The organism is Stenotrophomonas sp. LARHCG68, assembly GCF_052871705.1.
Map to the genome: position 1 here is coordinate 1,114,946 of NZ_JBIXJV010000001.1, position 15,665 is coordinate 1,130,610.

General features: G+C 68.9%; 14 protein-coding genes. 6 read left to right on the plus strand and 8 right to left on the minus strand.

Going from position 1 to position 15,665, the window contains the following annotated elements:
• Positions 1-189 precede the first annotated feature (189 nt).
• Positions 190-1,884 (minus strand): PA domain-containing protein, encoded by a 1,695-nt coding sequence (locus ACIPR8_RS04780; RefSeq protein WP_446540297.1) that lies wholly within the window; start codon positions 1,882-1,884, stop codon positions 190-192.
• Complete coding sequence (locus ACIPR8_RS04785; RefSeq protein WP_192288009.1) at positions 1,881-2,330, minus strand: post-PEP-CTERM-1 domain-containing protein; 450 nt, start codon at positions 2,328-2,330, stop codon at positions 1,881-1,883. Before ACIPR8_RS04785 ends, ACIPR8_RS04780 begins: the two co-directional genes overlap by 4 nt.
• Before the next feature lie 334 nt (positions 2,331-2,664).
• Between ACIPR8_RS04785 and ACIPR8_RS04790 the strand changes: the two genes are divergently transcribed.
• Genes ACIPR8_RS04790 through ACIPR8_RS04800 form a run of 3 tightly spaced genes read left to right on the plus strand, consistent with a single transcriptional unit; the run spans position 2,665 to position 5,359 of the window.
• Positions 2,665-3,468, plus strand: coding sequence for a CoA pyrophosphatase (locus tag ACIPR8_RS04790; RefSeq protein WP_192288010.1), 804 nt, complete (start codon positions 2,665-2,667; stop codon positions 3,466-3,468).
• The gene (locus tag ACIPR8_RS04795; protein ID WP_446540298.1) at positions 3,465-4,367 is read left to right on the plus strand and encodes a sulfurtransferase; all 903 of its coding nucleotides are present in this window, start codon (positions 3,465-3,467) and stop codon (positions 4,365-4,367) included. Before ACIPR8_RS04790 ends, ACIPR8_RS04795 begins: the two co-directional genes overlap by 4 nt.
• Before the next feature lie 41 nt (positions 4,368-4,408).
• A complete protein-coding gene (locus ACIPR8_RS04800) occupies positions 4,409-5,359 on the plus strand; it encodes a DUF1684 domain-containing protein (RefSeq protein WP_446540299.1) in 951 nt (316 codons plus the stop codon).
• 7 nt (positions 5,360-5,366) lie between these two features.
• On the opposite strand, the gene ACIPR8_RS04805 is transcribed toward ACIPR8_RS04800, so the two are convergent.
• Complete coding sequence (locus ACIPR8_RS04805) at positions 5,367-5,930, minus strand: N-acetylmuramoyl-L-alanine amidase (protein WP_446540300.1); 564 nt, start codon at positions 5,928-5,930, stop codon at positions 5,367-5,369.
• A gap of 51 nt (positions 5,931-5,981) precedes the next feature.
• Here ACIPR8_RS04805 and ACIPR8_RS04810 point away from each other — a divergent pair, with 51 nt between their 5' ends.
• The 3 genes from ACIPR8_RS04810 to ACIPR8_RS04820 all read left to right on the plus strand — a co-directional run bounded on the left by ACIPR8_RS04810 (position 5,982) and on the right by ACIPR8_RS04820 (position 9,336).
• The gene (locus ACIPR8_RS04810; RefSeq protein WP_323439388.1) at positions 5,982-6,509 is read left to right on the plus strand and encodes a hypothetical protein; all 528 of its coding nucleotides are present in this window, start codon (positions 5,982-5,984) and stop codon (positions 6,507-6,509) included.
• 126 nt (positions 6,510-6,635) lie between these two features.
• Positions 6,636-8,777 (plus strand): bifunctional 23S rRNA (guanine(2069)-N(7))-methyltransferase RlmK/23S rRNA (guanine(2445)-N(2))-methyltransferase RlmL, encoded by a 2,142-nt coding sequence (rlmKL, locus tag ACIPR8_RS04815; protein WP_446540301.1) that lies wholly within the window; start codon positions 6,636-6,638, stop codon positions 8,775-8,777.
• Between the two features lie 22 nt (positions 8,778-8,799).
• Complete coding sequence (locus ACIPR8_RS04820) at positions 8,800-9,336, plus strand: GNAT family N-acetyltransferase (protein WP_446540302.1); 537 nt, start codon at positions 8,800-8,802, stop codon at positions 9,334-9,336.
• Between the two features lie 122 nt (positions 9,337-9,458).
• Here ACIPR8_RS04820 and ACIPR8_RS04825 read toward each other — a convergent pair whose 3' ends face one another.
• The 5 genes from ACIPR8_RS04825 to ACIPR8_RS04845 form a co-directional block, all read right to left on the minus strand.
• The gene (locus tag ACIPR8_RS04825; RefSeq protein WP_446540303.1) at positions 9,459-9,779 is read right to left on the minus strand and encodes a DUF3325 domain-containing protein; all 321 of its coding nucleotides are present in this window, start codon (positions 9,777-9,779) and stop codon (positions 9,459-9,461) included.
• Complete coding sequence (locus ACIPR8_RS04830; RefSeq protein ID WP_446540304.1) at positions 9,776-11,395, minus strand: PepSY-associated TM helix domain-containing protein; 1,620 nt, start codon at positions 11,393-11,395, stop codon at positions 9,776-9,778. Before ACIPR8_RS04830 ends, ACIPR8_RS04825 begins: the two co-directional genes overlap by 4 nt.
• Positions 11,392-11,718: a DUF3649 domain-containing protein gene (locus ACIPR8_RS04835; RefSeq protein ID WP_243693940.1), complete on the minus strand. Its 327-nt coding sequence runs from the start codon at positions 11,716-11,718 to the stop codon at positions 11,392-11,394. Before ACIPR8_RS04835 ends, ACIPR8_RS04830 begins: the two co-directional genes overlap by 4 nt.
• 104 nt (positions 11,719-11,822) lie before the next feature.
• A complete protein-coding gene (locus tag ACIPR8_RS04840) occupies positions 11,823-14,054 on the minus strand; it encodes a TonB-dependent siderophore receptor (protein ID WP_313251413.1) in 2,232 nt (743 codons plus the stop codon).
• A gap of 322 nt (positions 14,055-14,376) precedes the next feature.
• A complete protein-coding gene (locus ACIPR8_RS04845; RefSeq protein WP_446540305.1) occupies positions 14,377-15,663 on the minus strand; it encodes a DUF445 domain-containing protein in 1,287 nt (428 codons plus the stop codon).
• Between the last annotated feature and the right edge of the window lie 2 nt (positions 15,664-15,665).

Sequence of the window (15,665 nt, forward strand, 5' to 3'; positions counted from 1 at the left end):
CTACCACGGGGGCCCGCGTTATCACACCCCCGCCCGTTCCCGCCACACCCCCCGCGCGGGTGCCACCCCCCCGCCGCTTTTTTGTGGGTGTACATCCGGATCGATTCCGGGCCTGCGCGGGAAGGGGCCTGACACACGACCGGCGCCACGCGGGCGCCGGTCGTGGTACTGCAGGGTTGAAGCGCGGGCTTACAGCGACGTCACCTTGGCCGCGCAGGAGCGGATGCTGGCCTGCTCGACGTTGCTGACCATGCCCAGTGCCTTCAGGTCCGAGGCGGTGTCGTTCATGCATCGCAGGTAGGCACCGCGGTTGCCGTTGGCGCTGGTACGGCACAGGCGGTCCTGTGCCTGCACGTTGGCACCGGCGATCAGGCCCGGGTTCTTGAACAGCTTCACGCCGGTATCGCAGGTGCCGATACGCGCCGTGCCGGTGTTCAACACCCAGCCCTCGTCGGCGAACACGCCCAGGGTCAGGTCGACGATGCGGGCACCGTCGGTTTCATCGCTGTTGGCCGGCTCCATCAGGGCGTCGGGGATCAGCACGCTCTCGAAGTGCGAGAACGACGAGCCGCTGGCGACCGTGGCAGGGGCGTACAGCAGCGGACGCCCGCTGGGATCGGCACCGGCCATCTGCCCGGCCACCTCGCCCAACGCCGCGGTCATCGCCGCACCGCCCTGGGCTCCGGCCTTGATGCGGTTGGCATCGGTCAGGTTGACGCTGACGGTGGGGATGTTGGCGGTGACCGTTGCATCCTCGGTCATGCCCGGTGCGGTGCCCGGATCACCGGAGCTGGCCACGTTGCCGATGATCGCCGCGACCGCCCCGGCGGCTTCGGCGTTGGCGGCCTTGATCTCGAAGGCGCAGCCGCCGCGGTTGATGTAGGCCACCTTGCCGGTCAGGCTGCCGGCCGGCAGGGCCTCGCAGGCATCGGCGGTGTCGCTGCCGGTGCCGTCATTGGCAACCACCACGCTGCCGGCGAAGTTGTCGGAGGTGGCCTTGGGCCCGAACGAAGCCGTGCCGTAGAACTGGGTGACCAAGGTGGGGCTGATGCCGCTGATGGACAGCACCACCGCCGGATCCAGCCACAACGGCGCCTGCGCACGGGTGCTGGCACCATTCCAGGCCGGGCCGCCGCGGGTCTTGATCGAGGTGGCACGCAGCGCGTTGGTCATGCTTGCGTCGGTGAAGCGCTTGCCGGTGAGGTTGTCGAACGCGTTGTCGGTGTACACGTCCGAATAGCCGTAGTAGCTGGGGATGCCGGTGCGCTCGCCCAGGCGCCCGCTGGTGTAGCCGACGAAGCCGGAGAAGCCCAGGCCGTGGCCGATCTCATGCAGCACCACGTCCAGGAAGTTGATCTGCCCGGCCGGCGTCTTGCCATCGAGCCCGTAGTACCAGCCCGAGCCGGTCATGCACGGCGTGCCGTCCGGATTGGTGCCGCCCAGGTTGTTGTTGAAGCGGCTGGTGATGTCGGTGCCGGACGAGCTGATGCTGATGCGCGAGCCGTTGATCGCGTTGGCCAGCGGGCCGTGGTAGATCATGCCGAGCTGGCTGCCCGAGGGCGCGGAGGTGGCGATCCATGCGGCGCCGGCCGAGCCCAGGGTGCCGCCGGTGGCGGTGCAGGTCAGGTCCTGGAAGCTGGCGCCGACGAAGGTTTCCACGTCGCTGTTCAGCACCGCCCCCCACAGGTCGGCGGCGTAGCGGTAGACGATGCGGCGCTGTTCACCGACGGTCTTGCCCGGGTTGCCGCCTTCCGGCGCGCGTGCGGTGGGGTCATTGAGGCCCTTGCCAACCGGGTCCTGGTTGACCGGGGTGATCACGGCCGCTTCGGCCGACGCGGCGAACAGGCTGGCGCCGATCAGGGCGCAGAGCAGATGCGTCTTCATTTGCTGACCTCCTGGCGTCCATGCGACGGCGGTGCGCCGTTCTCCAGCACCTGCACGCTGCCATCGGCAGCGCGTTCGACGGTGAGCGAATTCATTGCCGAGACCGGCAGTTCCGCGCTGCTCATGCCGTTGGCATGGGTGCGGATGGTGGCGGTGGCCTGGGCGCTGTTCTGCGGCATGCGTGCCCAGGCGGCGTTGGTGGCGGTGCTGCTGCCGGCGGCGCTACGCGCCGTGGCGGGCATGGCGTTGGCCTTCTCGGAGAGGGCGCGGATTTCTGCGTCGGTGAGTTTGCGCAGCTTGCCGGTGGTGGGGTCGATGCCGGCGACCATGCCACTCTCGGCCGTGGTGGCCGGGGCTTCGGTGGTGGGTGGTTCGGCGGCGTGGGCGGCAAGGCAGGTGCCCAGCGCAAGCGCGGTCAACAACAGGGAAGGTTTTGCCACTTTCATTTCTGGCTCCGTTACAGAGTGAAAAACGAGAGGCCCCAGCGCAACGAAGGCAGCAGTGGTGTGGTGGGCGTGCCACCGGACCCTGCGGACTGCGTGACGTGGTTTCGTGTTTCCCCCTGACGGCAACCCGAGTGTGCATGGGGATGAACGTCAGTTCAATAGACTTGATGTCCGTCACAAATTTTACTGTGCAGGCGGCAGGGCGCCGCCGTTGGGGCACGGTCGTTCCGCCCGCATCGCGATCACCGACCCGCGTGGAACAGCGCGACATCACGCCCTGCCCAGCCTGTGCGCTGTCCTCGCGCCGCGCTAAGCTGGGGAGATGTCTGAATTGATGGGTTCTCCGGTTCGTGCCGTCTCCAGCCCCTGCATCGGTGTGTGCGCACTGGACGCGGAAGGCCTTTGCCGAGGGTGCTGGCGCACGGGAAACGAGATCGGGAGCTGGATGCGCATGAGCGAGAGCGAGCGTCGCGGATTGATGGAGCAGGTGTTGCCGGGGCGTGCGCGCCAGGCGGCCAGCTTCGCCGAGCGCCTGGCCGGGCGTGATCGCCTGCAGCAGGCCCTGCTTCCGCTGACCCGCGTGCCGGCCGGACCGGGCTGGAACCGCAGTGAACTGGAAGACCTGTTGCCGCCGGGGCCGCCGGTGGAGGCCGCGGTGCTGGCCGGGCTGGTGCCGCGCGCGCAGGGTACGCAGGTGCTGCTGACGCGCCGCACCGAGGCATTGCGCAACCACGGGGGGCAGGTCGGCTTCCCGGGCGGCCGGATGGAAAAGCGCGACCGTAATCCCCTGGCCGCCGCGCTGCGCGAGAGCGACGAGGAAATCGCCTTGCCATCGCAGCAGGTGCTGGCGCTGGGGTACCTGGACCCGTTCATCACCATCAGTGGCTTCCGGGTGACGCCGGTGGTGGCGGTGGTGGACCCGGATTTCGTGCCGCGCCCGGAGCCGGGCGAGGTGGCCGAAGTATTCGAAGTGCCGCTGGACTACCTGATGGATCCGGCCAACCTGCGCCACGTGGACGTGGAGCACCGCGGCCGGGTGCGGCATGTGCTGGAGTACACCTGGCCGGGCCAGCGCATCTGGGGAGCCACGGCCGCCATCCTTTACAACCTGCGTCGTCGCCTGGAGCACGTGAGATGAGCCTGACCGGATTGCCGTGGACCACGCTGGTCGATGTTCCCCGCCTGGCCGCCGCGCTGGCCGGGCCGTCGGTGCAGGTGCTCGATGCACGTGCCACCGCCAGCACCGCGGTGCGGGTGGTGGACGCGCGTTTCTCGCTGGCCGACCCGCAGTCGGGGGCGGCGCAGTACGCGGCGGGGCACATCGCCGGCGCGCTGCATGCCGACCTCAACCGCGACCTGTCCGACCTGGGCAGGCAGGGACATGGCCGCCACCCGCTGCCGGACAGCGACACCTTCGCCGCGACGCTGGGCCGCTGGGGCATCGGCCCCGACACCCAGGTGGTGGTCTATGACGCCGCCGACGGCAGCATGGCGGCCGCGCGCCTGTGGTGGCTGCTGCGCCTGATCGGCCACCGCAACGTTGCCGTGCTCGATGGCGGGCTGGCGGCCTGGCAGGCGGCCGGCCATCCGCTCGACAGCCAGGTGCCGGAAGTGACCGCGCTGGGGCCGTATCCGGGCCGGTTCGACATGGACCAGGTGGTGAGCGCCGACGAGGTGCAGGCGCGCCTGGCACAGCGGCCGGGGTGGCTGGTGGACGCGCGCGCGGCCGAACGCTATCGCGGTGACGTCGAGCCGCTGGACCGGGTCGCCGGCCACGTGCCGGGGGCATTGAACCGGCCGTTCGGCATGAACGTGCATGAAGGGCGCCTGCGCCCGGCGGCGGAACTGCAGGCCGAACTGGGCGCGCTGCTGGGTGACCAGCCCGCCCGGGAGACGGTGCTGATGTGTGGGTCCGGGGTGACCGCCTGCCACCTGCTGCTGGCGTTCGAACATGCCGGCCTGGCGGGGGCGCGCGTGTTCGCCGACTCCTGGAGTGGCTGGTCCAGTGATCCGTCACGACCCGTGGCGGTAGGCTGACACGCGAAAGAACCAAGGGCCTCGGGGGAGACATGGTTTCGATGAAAGGGGCATTCCTGCTGTCGCTGGCGTTGTCGCTGGCGTTGTTGCTGGCGGCCTGTACGCCGGCCAACGACCCGTTTGCCAACGACGCGCTGCAGCACCCCTACGACGTGCGGCAGTACCAGCGTGACGTGGAGCAATGGCGCACGCAGCGCCTGGCACGCTTGCGCGGGCCGCAGGGCTGGCTCAGCTACGTGGGCTCGGGGCGGCTGGAGGCCGGGACGACCTATTCGGTCGGCAGCGCGCCCGATAGCGACGTGCGGCTGCCGTTGGGGCCGGAGCGGGTGGGCCGGCTGAGCATCGACGCGGCCGGCAAGGCCACCATCGAGGGCTACCCGGGCACCGGCGTCACCCTCAACGGCCAGCCGCTGCGGGGCGCCACGCTGCAGCCGGCGGGTGATGGCAAGGAGGCCAGCCGGCTGCATTTCGGCAGCGCCGAGTTCTACCTGGTGCGGATCGGCAACGTGCTGGGCTGGCGTTGCCGGGATACCAACGCGGCGCTGCGACGCGGCTTCCGTGGCATCGAGCACTTCCCGGTGGACCCGCGCTGGCGGGTGGTGGCGCGCTGGAAACCATTCCCGCGCCCGGCTCCGGCGATGCTGCTCAGTTCGATCGGCACGCCATTGCCGGCCGTCGCGCCCGGGGAGGCCGAGTTCGAGGTCGGGGGCCGCCACTATCGCCTGCAGGCGATGCAGGATGCCTCTGAACCGTTGTCGCCCAACCTGTTCTTCATCTTCACCGACCTTACCGGCGGCCGCGAGACCTTTGGCGGCGCGCGTTACCTCAATGCATCGGCGCCGCGTGATGGCGAGGTCGTGCTCGACTTCAACCGCGCGCAGAACCCGCCCTGCGCATTGAGCCGGCACGTGGTGTGCCCGATCGCGCCGGCGGTCAACCGGCTCGAGCTGCGGGTGACCGCAGGCGAGAAGTACCAGTTCGTGGCCGAATAGGCCGGGCTCAGAGCGGCAGTGGCTGCAGGGTGACCGCGCCGAGCACCTGCGCCCACGGGAACTGCGGGCCCGGGTCGAGCTTGCGCGCGACCTCGCGGGTCGCATCGTCGCTGGCCGGTACGCGCGCGGTGTCCAGCTGCTCGTGGCCGGCGATCCAGCGCAGCGCCGGGAGCTGGTCCGGCAGCCATTGCAGCAGGCGCACCAGTGATGCGATCTGCGCCTCGGGGTAGGGTTCGCCCATCTGCTGGGTGCGTGAGTCGAACCAGTCCGGGTAACGCCCGGTGTTGACCAGCTCGATGCCGACCGAGCGCGGGTTGATGCCGCGCACGTGGTGTGCCACGCGCTCCAGCGCCACGTACTGCAGGATGCTGCCGTCGCGGTCGATGTAGTAATGGCCGCTGTTGCCGGTGCCGCTGTCGTAGACGGTGCGCTCGCCGTATTGGCGGGCCGTGGCCAGGTCCGGCAGTTCGGTGCAGTGGATGACCACCAGGTCGACGTCGGTGAGCGCGCGGCTGCCCAGCAATGGTTCGTAGGGCAGGGGCGCGGCGATGATCGGGGGCGGCAGAGGCATGTGCGGATGCTAGCATTCGTCGATGAATCCCGATCTTCCCGCCTGCCAGCCATGAGCCGCGGCCACTGCATCCTTTCCCACGGTTTCGAGAGTGGCCCTGACGCCACCAAGGTCACCGCGCTGGCCGAAGTCGCCGAGCGGCTGGGCTGGACCCACGAGCGCCCCGACTACACCGACCTGGATGCCCGCCGCGAGATCAGCCCGGTCGGTGACGTGCCGGCGCGGCTGCAGCGCTTGGTCCAGCGTGCCGGCGAAATGGCCGCGCGTGGCCCGCTGGTGCTGGGCGGCTCCAGCCTGGGCGCCTACATCTCGGCGATCACCTCGCTGCAGGTGCCGGTCAAGGGTCTGTTCCTGATGGTGCCGCCGACCACGATGGGGCCGATGCCGGCGCTGGACGCGGCCGCGGTGCCGATCAGCGTGGTGCACGCCTGGCATGACGAGATCATCCCGGCCGAGGAGGTGATCCGCTGGGCCGGGCAGCGCTCGGCGCGCCTGTTGATGGTCAATGACAGCCACCGCCTGATGCGCAACGTCGAGGCCTCCGCGCAGGCCTTCGAGACCCTGCTGCGCTCGCTCTGAGCCCCGTCAAGCCGGCGTTCCGGCGCGTTGGCCGGCAACTGCCTACAATGACGCCCCTGGATGCCGTCCGGGGCCGGCCGTCGTGCCCGCCCGCATCCCCTCCTTTCCGACAGTTGATCCGATCCCGTGAAATTCTTTGTTTCCTGCGCCAAGGGCCTTGAGTACCTGCTCGCCGACGAACTGCTGGCGATGGGCCTGCCCAAGGCCACCGCCACCATTGCCGGCGTCAATGCCGAAGGCGAGCTGCGCGATGCGCAGCGCGTGGTGCTGTGGTCGCGGTTGGCCAGCCGCGTGCTGTGGCCGCTGGAAGAGTTCGACTGCCCCGACGAAGCCGCGCTGTACCAGGGCGTGGTGTCGATGCCGTGGGAAGAGCATCTGGACGCCGACCTGACCCTAGCCGTGGACGCGCATGTGTCCGGCACCGCCATCACCCACGCGCGCTTCGCCGCACAGCGGGTCAAGGACGCGGTGGTCGACCGCCTGCGCGGTGAAGGCCTGGAGCGCCCGTCGGTGAACGTCGATCTGCCGGACGTGCGCATCAACCTGTCGCTGCGCAAGGGCCGCGCCACCATCTCGATCGACCTGAGCGGTGGCCCGATGCACCGCCGCGGCTGGCGCCAGTCGCAGAACGACGCCCCGCTGAAGGAAAACCTGGCCGCCGCGGTGCTGATGCGCGCCGGCTGGCCGAAGATCCATGCCGAAGGTGGTGGCCTGCTCGACCCGATGTGCGGCAGTGGCACGCTGCTGATCGAGGGCGCGCTGATGGCCGCCGATGTCGCGCCGGGCCTGCAGCGCCACGGCAGCATTCCGCCGAGCCGCTGGCGCGGCTTCGACCAGGTCCAGTGGAAGGCGCTGATGGCCGAGGCGCGCGAGCGCGAGCAGGCCGGGCGTGCCGCGCTGAAGCAGGTCATCCATGGCAGCGACATCGACCCGCAGGCGATCCGTGCCGCCAAGGAGAACGCCGAGGTGGCCGGTGTCAGCGAAGCGATCTGGTTCGGCGTGCGTGATGTCGCCGACATGCAGGTGCCGCCGCAGGAGATCGGCTGCGTGGTCTGCAATCCGCCGTATGACGAACGCCTGGCCGCCGACGCGGTGCTGTACCGTCGCATCGGTGATGCGCTCAAGCGCGCGGTGCCGCAATGGAAGGCCAGCCTGCTTTGCGGTAGCGCCGATTTGGCCTTCGCCACGGGCCTGCGTGCGCGCAAGACCTACCAGCTGTTCAACGGTGCCATCGAGTGCGCGCTGATCGTCTGCGACCCGATCGCGGTGCCGGCGCGCGAAAACGATGGCCAGCCGCGCGAGCTGAGCGAAGGTGCGCAGATGGTGGCCAACCGCCTGCGCAAGAACCTCAAGAAGTTCAAGAGCTGGTTGGCGCGCGAGGACGTTACCTGCTTCCGCGCCTATGACGCCGACCTGCCCGAGTACGCCGCCGCCATCGACGTCTACCGCGAGGATGGCGGCAAGGGCCGCACCTTCCTGCATGTGCAGGAGTACGCTGCGCCGGCCACGATTCCCGATGCCGACGTGCGCCGCCGCCGCAACGAGTTGCTGGCCGCCGCGCGCGAGGTGTTCCAGGTGCCGGCCGAGCAGGTGGCGTTGAAGTCGCGCGAGCGCGGCAAGGGCGGCAGCAAGTACGGCCGTTTCGAGCAGCGTGGCGAGTTCATCCTGGTGCGCGAGAACAATGCGCTGCTGCGCGTGAACCTGTTCGACTACCTGGACACCGGCCTGTTCCTGGACCACCGCCCGTTGCGCCGGCACATGGCCGAGCAGGCACGCGGCAAGTGCTTCCTCAACCTGTTCTGTTACACCGGCGTGGCCAGCGTGGAAGCGGCGGTGGCCGGCGCGGTTTCGACCACCAGCGTCGACCTGTCCGGCACCTACTTGCAGTGGTGCGCCGACAACCTGGCCCTGAACGGCATGGGCGGCAGCCGCCACCAGCTGGTGCAGGCCGATGCGATCAAGTGGCTGGAAGCCGAGCAGGGCCAGTTCGACGTGATCTTCTGCGACCCGCCGACTTTCTCCAACTCCGCGCGCGCCGAGGACTTCGACGTGCAGCGCGAGCAGCTGCGCCTGCTGCGCGCGGCGGTGGCGCGCCTGGCGCCGGGCGGCGTGCTGTATTTCTCCAACAACTTCCGCCGCTTCAAGCTGGAAGAGAACGCCATCGCCGAGTTCGCCCGCTGCCGCGAGATCAGTGCCAGGACCATCGGCCCGGATTTCGAGCGCAACGCCCGCATCCACCGCGCCTGGGAACTGCAGCGGTTGGGATGAGACGATGAGCGCGGGAGGCAGCATGGCAGCATCGTCCATCGTGTTTGAAGGCTTGCTGCTGCGGCCCTTCGAGGACAGCGACGCGGAGCCGTTCGCCGAAGCGGTACGCGAATCGGCCCAGAGCGTGGGCCGGTGGATGCCATGGGCAACACCGGACTACGACACCGTGCAGGCGCTGGCGTGGTTCGCCGACTGCCGTGCACGACGCGAGCGGGGGGATGCACTGGAGTTCGGGGTCTTCTGCGAGCAGACCGGGGCCTTCCTTGGCGGCGCGGGCTTGAACGAGATCCGGCGTGGCCACCGGTTCTGCAACCTGGGGTACTGGGTGCGCACGTCGCGCCAGGGGCACGGCATCGCGCCACGCTGCGTGCGTGCGCTGGCAGCGCACGGGTTCGACCACGAAGGCCTGCAGCGCATCGAGATCGTGGTGGCGGTGGGCAACACCGCCAGCGAAAGGGTGGCGGTGAAGTCCGGGGCATTGCACGAGGGCATCGCGCGCAACCGGCTCATCGTCCATGACCGGTCCGTCCCGGCGCACCTGTTCTCGCTGGTGCCCTGACCGAAGTGGGCAGGAGCGGCCTTGGCCGCGAAGCCGATACCGCCTGGCTCGCCCGGTCGTTGGACGATGAAGGCGTATCCGGATGCATCATCGGCTTGGCGACCAGGGTCGCTCGTACGGGCTCAGGGCACGACGGTCGCGGCCAGGCCGATGACCGGCAGGGCCCAGGCCAATGGCACGATCCAGCGGGGCCGGTAGGGGTACAGGCCGAACGCCAGCAGCAGGCCGGCCACGGTCAGCGCCCCCAGCCACAGCACCGGGCCCTTGGCCCAGCCGTGGTCGATGACACTGATGGCGAACGCCACTGCGAGCAGGCCCCAACCCAACCCGCGCCACAGCGACGTGCGTGCGGCGCTGCGCTGCAGCTCGCGCTGGTGCTTTTCCATGGCCAGCGACAGCGCGGTGAACGCCGCGAACGACAGCCCCAGGGCGAGCAGCATCATGCGCCCGCTCCCGCAGCGGCCGCCTGCTGGCGACGCTTCTTCTCCGCCGCACTCAAGGGGGGCTGCCAGTGCTGCATGCGCCAGCCGCAGTAGGCCAGCACGACGCCGAACACCAGCATGAAAAGATCCACGCCGGCCAGCGGCCAGTCGCCCTGCAGCAAGGTCACGCCCAGATGGGCGTGCGTGGTCAGTGCATTGACCAGCGGAATCAGCGCGAACATCGCCGCGCCCACGTACAGTTGCCAGGCCCACATCATCCGCTTGGGCCAGATGAATGCCGCGAGCAGGGCGGCCCCCCACGCGTAGAAGAACACGTTGGCTTCGGCCGCGCTGCGTTCGGCCAGTTCCACCGGCAACAGCCGGTTGCCCCAGAAATAGGCGGCGAAGGCGATCGGCAAACCCGCCACCGCGCCGATGTTCAGGGCATCGACCAGACGCAGGCCGAAGCCGGTCCTGCCCGACTTGGCGTGCTTGGGGCGCTCCTTGACCGCCCACAGCACCACGCCGCTGGCCACCATCAGGCAGCCGATCAGGCCGGAGACGAAGAACAGGGCGCGCAGCCCCCAGTCGGCGAAGCGGGCCAGGTGCAGGCCGTACATCACGCCGCGGGTCTGGGTGGCACCGCCCGGTGCCGGGCTGCCCTCCAGGCGCACGCCGGTGAGGGCGTCGTAGCGCAGCGAGGGCGTGTCGATCGACAGGCGATGGCCGTCCCGCTGCAGCACGTCGGCCACCGAATTGTCCGCGCCCGGGCGATGGACAGTGAAACCCGCCACCTCGGCGCCGTTCCATTCCTTGCGGGCACTGTCCAGCAACTGCTGGATCGGTAGTGGCGGCGCGCGCCCTTCGGCCGGGCCCTCGACGTCGGCCATGCGTGCGAAGGCTTCGGAGAAGAACGCATCCGGGTCGTCCGGGTAGGCCGCCTTCACGCCCCATGGCAGGTACAGGAACATCAGGGTGACGATGCCGGTGTAGGTGATCATGGCGTGGTACGGCAGCGCCATCACCGCACTGACGTTGTGGAAGTCCAGCCAGGAACGCAGCCCCTTCTGCGGGCGGAAGGTGAAGAAGTCGGTGAAGATCTTCTTGTGGGTGATGACCCCGGTGATGATCGCCACCAGCATGAACATCGCGCAGAAGCCGACGATGTAACGTGCCCAGATCACCGGGATGTAGTGCAGGTCGAAGTGCATGCGGTAGAAGAAGTCACCGCCGCGGGTTTCGCGTGCACGCACCTCCTGGCCGCTGTTCGGGTCGACGGTGGCGTCGCCGAAGCGGCCGCCACCGCGACGGCGGCGTTTCTCTCCTTCAGCCGGCGGCGTGGCCATTGATTCGGGGTTGCGCCAGAACATGCGCATGGCCGGGTTGCGTGCATCGGGCAGGGTGACGGTCCAGCTCTCGGCCTGCGGGGCCTTGCGCTGCAGGAAGCGCACCGCGTTGGCGGCGGCAACCTCGCTGCTGACCGTGCTGCGTGGCAGCTCCGGGCGCATCCAGCGGCTGATTTCCTCGCGGTAGTAGCTGGCGGTGCCGGCCATGAAGATGAGCAGCAACAACCAGCCGACCAGCAGGCCGGTCCAGGTGTGCAGCCATGCCATCGATTGGCGGAATCCGTTCTTCATGCCATCACCCCCAGCCATTCGGCGGCCATCCAGAACAGCGCGGCGGGCAGCACGATGCCGAGCCAGGCGCGCAGCGCGCTGCGCGTGGCGAACGCCCACAGCGCGGCGCAGGCGCACAGCACGATGGCGACCAGCATGCCGGTCAGCACGGCCTGGCTGCGTGGCAGCGGCAGGGCAAGGGCGAAGAACATCGCGGAAGTGGCGGCGAGCGCGTACCCGCCGACGATGGCGGCGATGCTGCGCGAGAGCACGCCCAGCCAGGGGCGTGCGAGGAAGTGCTCGATTCGGGCGAGCCAGGAGCTGGCGATGGGCGTGCTGTCCACGGAAACCTGCGGTGAAGGCTGGAGCGGGCAGTGCCGGTGGCGACCGGCGCTGCATGAAGTGGCCATCCCTGGCCGGCGCCGCGTGCGGCGCGTCCCCAAAGGCGTTACAGCTTCCAGCGCAGGGTCAGCTGCACGTTGCGCGGCTCGCCCCAGTACACGCCGTTGTAGAAGCCGACGTTGCTGTAGTACTTCTTGTCCAGCAGGTTGTTGACGTTGAGCTGGGCGCTGAAGTTGGCGTTGAAGCGGTAGCCACCGGACAGGTTGAGCAGGTAGAACGCGTCCTGGGTCATGCGCACGCTCTCGGTACGCCCGGTAACCAGGTAGTCCGGTGCCGGCCTGGCACCGTTGCGCCAGATCTCGCTCTGCCAGGTAGCGCCACCGCCCAGCCAGAAGCGGCCGTCGATGCCGCCCGGACGCCAGCTGGCGTTGAGGCGGAAGGTGTTGACCGGCGTGGTGGTGTTCTGGCGCACGCCTTTCTGGTTCTCGATCACGGTATGCGCGTAGCCGGTGGACAGGTTCCAGTGCTCGCCGAGGCTGCCCTGTGCTTCCACTTCCCAGCCCTGGACCTTGTTGCCCTTGCCGGTGGAGCGGTAGGCATCGCTGCCATCGGGCAGGAACTTGGCCGGCACGCTGTCATCGAGCTCGGCCACGTTGTCCTTCTCGCCCTTGAACACGGCCACGGAGGTGTTGAGCAGCCCGTCGAAGAACTCGGCCTTGAGGCCGGCTTCCCACATGTCGCCGACCACCGGCTCCAGGTAGCTGTTGTTCTTGTCGCGGTAGTTCTGAGGCTGGAAGATGTCGGTGTAGCTGGCGTAGGCGCTGAAGGTGCGGTTGATGTCGTAGATCAGGCCGAAGTACGGGGTCAGCGTGTTGTCGGGTTTGTAGCCGCCACGGGTGGTGCCGGTGCGGTTGCCGGCGTTGTCGTAGCTGTAGCGCCAGCTGCGGGTTTCCCAGGTGCTGTAGCGCGCACCGGCCACGGCCAGCAGCGGGTCGGCCAACTGCAGGCGCGCGGCCAGGTAGGCGCCGCGCTGGCGCAGTTCGTCCTGCGAGCCGAGGTAGCCATTGCGGACGATGGGCAGCTGCGGCACGTCGCCGGTCCAGTTGCGCCAGTCCGGCACCTGCGCGTAGCTGTCCGGGTAGTCGGGGATGCTGATCGACGGCGCCTTGCTCTTGCGCAGCGACTGGCCGTAGCCGAATACCACTTCCTGGGCGTGGCCGAACAGCTCGAAGGCGCCGGTGACGTTGACGTCGGCCACGTCCATCGTGCTCTTCTCGGCGAAGTGCGAGATGTAGGCGGTCACCCCGGTGCCGTCGGGCCGCGGGTTGCCGGCCGCGCCGTACCAGACGCTGCCATCGGTATCGCGGTCGGCATGGGTGAAGCTGCCCTTGATCGTCCAGTTGCCGCCCAACTGCTGCTCAAGGCGCGCGAAGCTGGTCTTCTCCACGATCGGCCACTGGCTCCAGCTGGCCGACAGGTTGGTCGAGCGCGGCAGGTTGGCCGGCTTGCCATCCACGCCCCAGTACGGCACCACGCCCCAGGTCACGCCGGTGGTCTTGGGCGACTGGTACTCGTACCCCAGTTCCAGCAGCGTGCTGTCGCTGAGGTCGGCCTGCACGATGCCGTAGAACACGTCCTTGTCCAGCTTGTAGACGTCGCGGAAGGAGTCGCTCTGCTGCTTGGCGCCGACCACGCGCGCGCGGATGCGGCCATCCCAGGCCACCGGTCCACCGAGGTCGAACTCCATGCGCTGGTTGCTCCAGCGGCCGACGGTGAGGTTGGCGCCCATCTGCAGGGTGTCGGTGGGGCGCTTGCGCACGAAGCTGATGGTGCCGGACGGATCGCCGGCGCCGGTGGTCAGGCCGGTGGCGCCGCGCACCACTTCAATGCGCTCGTAGATCACGTTGTCGGTGTTGGTCTTGATCGACCCACCGAACGTGTTGAGCATGCCATCGACCTGGAAGTTGGTGATGTTGTAGCCGCGCGAGACGTAGTTGATGCGTTCGCTGTCGGTCACCGAGACGTGCACGCCGGTGACCTGGCCCATCACGTCCTGCAGCGAGAACAGGCCCATGTCATCCAGCCGTTGGCGGGTGATGACGGTGACCGACTGCGGCGTCTGGCGCAGCGACAGGTCCAGCTTGGTCGCGGTGCCGGTGTGCTTGACGGTGTAGGAGTTGGCCAGTTCGCCTTCGGCCACGACCTTGACCGTATCCAGCGTGGCCGGGTCGCGGGCGGCGTCATCGGCCAGGACGGGCGCGGCGTGGGTGGCCAGGGCGGCGGCCAGGGCGCTGGCCAGCAGCGAGAAGTGCAGGGACGTGGGGGCAGGGCGTTGCATCGTGGTTTCCTGGTGGGCAAAAGGGTGGCCGACCTGGAATTCGCCCATGGCGACGCCTCACGCCATGCGTGAGCAACGTTGCGGGGTAGTGCTCCCTAAAGTCAGCCGCGTGCACAACGCGAGGCCGTTGGCATCGCGTGGCAGGAGTTGTAGTGGGGGTACACGGGGCTTGGCGGGGAACGCGCGGGGCGTCCATGCCGCGGGAGGCTAAGCGTACTGCCTATGAACGAAACGATAACGATTCTTATTGGCAATGGCAAGCGTCATTGTCACAAACGACCGCATCTCCCCAGGAGCGAGCAGGGTCACGAAGCGGCGATGCTCAGAACTTCAGCCAGCCGGTGATCGCATGCAGCAGCAGGCCGATCAGGCCGCCGACGAGGGTGCCGTTGAAACGGATGTACTGCAGGTCGCGGCCGACGCTCAGTTCCAGCTGCTCGACCAGTTTCTTCTCGTCCCAGGCCTTCACCGTCTGCGCGATGTGCGTGGTCACGCCGTTGCGCAGGCGGTTGGTCAGCTTCTCGGCACCGGCCAGCATGTGCTGGTTGAGGGCATCGCGCAGGGCGGGGTCCTCGCCGAGGGCGGTGCCCAGCTTGGACAGGCTGCGCTCCAGGTAGCCGGCCAGCACCGAGTCCTCGCGCGAAAGGTCATCGCGCAGGTAGTCGTGCACGCGCTTCCACAGCCCCTGCACGTAATCCTGCACGGCCGGGTGGTCGATCACCTGCTGCTTGAGCGTGTTGACCTTCTCGGCCAGCGCCGGGTCTTCGCGCAGGCGCTGCATGTAGTCGCCCAGCCAGCGGGCATAGTCCTGCCGCAGCGGGTGCTCCGGTTGCGAGAGGACGTCCTGCAGTTCCTCCAGCCCGGCGCGGGCGAGGCGGTCGGCCAGTGAATCGCCGATCTCGTCGATCGGCTTGACCCAATCCACGGTGCTGGCCAGCGTCGGCCATTCCTTGCGGATGTAGCGCACGATCAGTGCCGAGGCATGCTGGCGCACGCTGTCCTTGTCCAGCCAGGTGGCCACGCGCTTCAGGCCTTCGTCGAGTACGCGCTGGTGGCGGTTGTCGGCGGTCAGCAGGCCGAGCAGTTCGCCAGCGGTGGCCGCCGCATTCCATTGCCGCAGCTGTTCGACCACGAAGGACTGGATGGCGCGGCGCACGGCGGCTTCGTCGAGCAGGTCCAGTGCCTGCACCGCCCAGCCGCGGGCCATGCCGGCGAGCATGCGCGCCTGCTGCGGCTGCGCCAGCCATTCGCCCAGCCGGGTGGCGGGGTCGAACACCTTGAGCTTGGCCAGCAGTGTTTCCGGCTCCAGGAAGTGGTCGCGCACGAACACCGCCAGGCTGTCGGCGATGCGTTCCTTGTTGTGCGGGATGATGGCCGTGTGCGGGATCGGCAGGTTGAGCGGGCGCCGGAACAGCGCCACCACCGCGAACCAGTCGGCCAGGGCGCCCACCGTGGCCGCCTCGCAGAACGCGCTGACCCAGGCCCAGATGCCGCGCTCGCCGTTGAGGTGGCTGACGATGAAGCCGGCCAGCATCGCCAGCAGCATCGCTACCGCATACAGCTTGAGCCGGCGCAGCTGCGCGCGGCGCGGATCGTCGACGGCGTTCACGC

Excerpts from the sequence above, each read along its gene's own strand:
- ACIPR8_RS04780 (WP_446540297.1), bottom strand. The coding sequence starts at position 1,884 with ATGAAGACGCATCTGCTCTGCGCCCTGATCGGCGCCAGCCTGTTCGCC.
- ACIPR8_RS04785 (WP_192288009.1), bottom strand. The coding sequence starts at position 2,330 with ATGAAAGTGGCAAAACCTTCCCTGTTGTTGACCGCGCTTGCGCTGGGC.
- ACIPR8_RS04790 (WP_192288010.1), top strand. The coding sequence starts at position 2,665 with ATGGGTTCTCCGGTTCGTGCCGTCTCCAGCCCCTGCATCGGTGTGTGC.
- ACIPR8_RS04795 (WP_446540298.1), top strand. The coding sequence starts at position 3,465 with ATGAGCCTGACCGGATTGCCGTGGACCACGCTGGTCGATGTTCCCCGC.
- ACIPR8_RS04800 (WP_446540299.1), top strand. The coding sequence starts at position 4,409 with ATGAAAGGGGCATTCCTGCTGTCGCTGGCGTTGTCGCTGGCGTTGTTG.
- ACIPR8_RS04805 (WP_446540300.1), bottom strand. The coding sequence starts at position 5,930 with ATGCCTCTGCCGCCCCCGATCATCGCCGCGCCCCTGCCCTACGAACCA.
- ACIPR8_RS04810 (WP_323439388.1), top strand. The coding sequence starts at position 5,982 with ATGAGCCGCGGCCACTGCATCCTTTCCCACGGTTTCGAGAGTGGCCCT.
- ACIPR8_RS04820 (WP_446540302.1), top strand. The coding sequence starts at position 8,800 with ATGGCAGCATCGTCCATCGTGTTTGAAGGCTTGCTGCTGCGGCCCTTC.
- ACIPR8_RS04825 (WP_446540303.1), bottom strand. The coding sequence starts at position 9,779 with ATGATGCTGCTCGCCCTGGGGCTGTCGTTCGCGGCGTTCACCGCGCTG.
- ACIPR8_RS04830 (WP_446540304.1), bottom strand. The coding sequence starts at position 11,395 with ATGAAGAACGGATTCCGCCAATCGATGGCATGGCTGCACACCTGGACC.
- ACIPR8_RS04840 (WP_313251413.1), bottom strand. The coding sequence starts at position 14,054 with ATGCAACGCCCTGCCCCCACGTCCCTGCACTTCTCGCTGCTGGCCAGC.